This window comes from Vibrio jasicida CAIM 1864 = LMG 25398, from assembly GCF_000400365.1.
Classification (GTDB): domain Bacteria; phylum Pseudomonadota; class Gammaproteobacteria; order Enterobacterales; family Vibrionaceae; genus Vibrio; species Vibrio jasicida.
This window is the reverse complement of record NZ_BAOG01000222.1, coordinates 1-966: the sequence shown is the minus strand read 5'-3', so window position 1 is coordinate 966 and position 966 is coordinate 1. Positions and strand designations below refer to the sequence as shown.

General features: G+C 47.4%; 1 protein-coding gene. It reads right to left on the bottom strand.

The window, feature by feature from the left end:
* On the bottom strand, window positions 1–966 hold a 966-nt coding region (locus VJL_RS27030; RefSeq protein WP_038882446.1), incomplete at both ends, for a tandem-95 repeat protein.

Genomic DNA, 966 nt, shown 5'->3' with positions numbered 1-966 from the left:
ACGCGTCATTTAAGTTAATCGTGTACTCAGCAAAATCTTCCGGTAGAACTTGGTCAGCAATGGTATTCTCAACCACTGGCTTGTCGTTTACAGGAGTAACGTTCAGCGTAACTGTTGTGGTTTCAGTGACACCACCAGACGTGACTGTATAAGTAAACTCATCCGCACCGTTGTAATCTTGGTTTGGTGTGTAAGTGATCGTGCCGTCGTTGTTCACAACCACACTGCCATTCGCAGGGCCATTGCCAGCCTCTACTGACACGACTGGCGACTGACCTTCGAAGCTATCGTTGTCTAACACATCCAAAATGGTTGGGGTGTCTTCAACGATATCTGCGCTGTCAGCGACAATGTCGGCAACGGCGTTGACTGTGAAACCAACCGTCTGACTCACAGCCAAACCACTTTGATCTGTCGCGGTAAACGTCAACTCTTCTGAACCGTTCCAGTCTGCAGTTGGTGTGATCGTCGCAATACCATCGACAATCGATACTTGAATATTGCTGTTACCAGAAACACTAAACGTCAGTTCGCTATCTGTATTATCAACGTCACTGAACGCGTCATTTAAATCGATGGTATAAGGCGTAAAGTCCTCAGGTAGAACTTGGTCTGCAATGGTATTCTCAACCACCGGCTTATCGTTTACAGGAGTAACGTTCAGCGTAACTGTTGTGGTTTCAATGACACCGCCAGAGGTGACTGTGTAAGTAAACTCGTCAGCGCCGTTGTAATCTTGGTCTGGTGTGTAGGTGATCGTGCCGTCGTTGTTCACAACCACACTGCCATTTGCAGGGCCATTGCCTGCCTCTACTGACACAATTGGCGACTGACCTTCGAAGCTATCGTTGTCTAACACATCCAAAATTGTTGGTGTGTCTTCAACGATATCTGCACTATCTGAGACGATATCGGCAACGGCATTAACCGCAAAATCAACCGTCTGACTCACTTCCAAACCGCTTG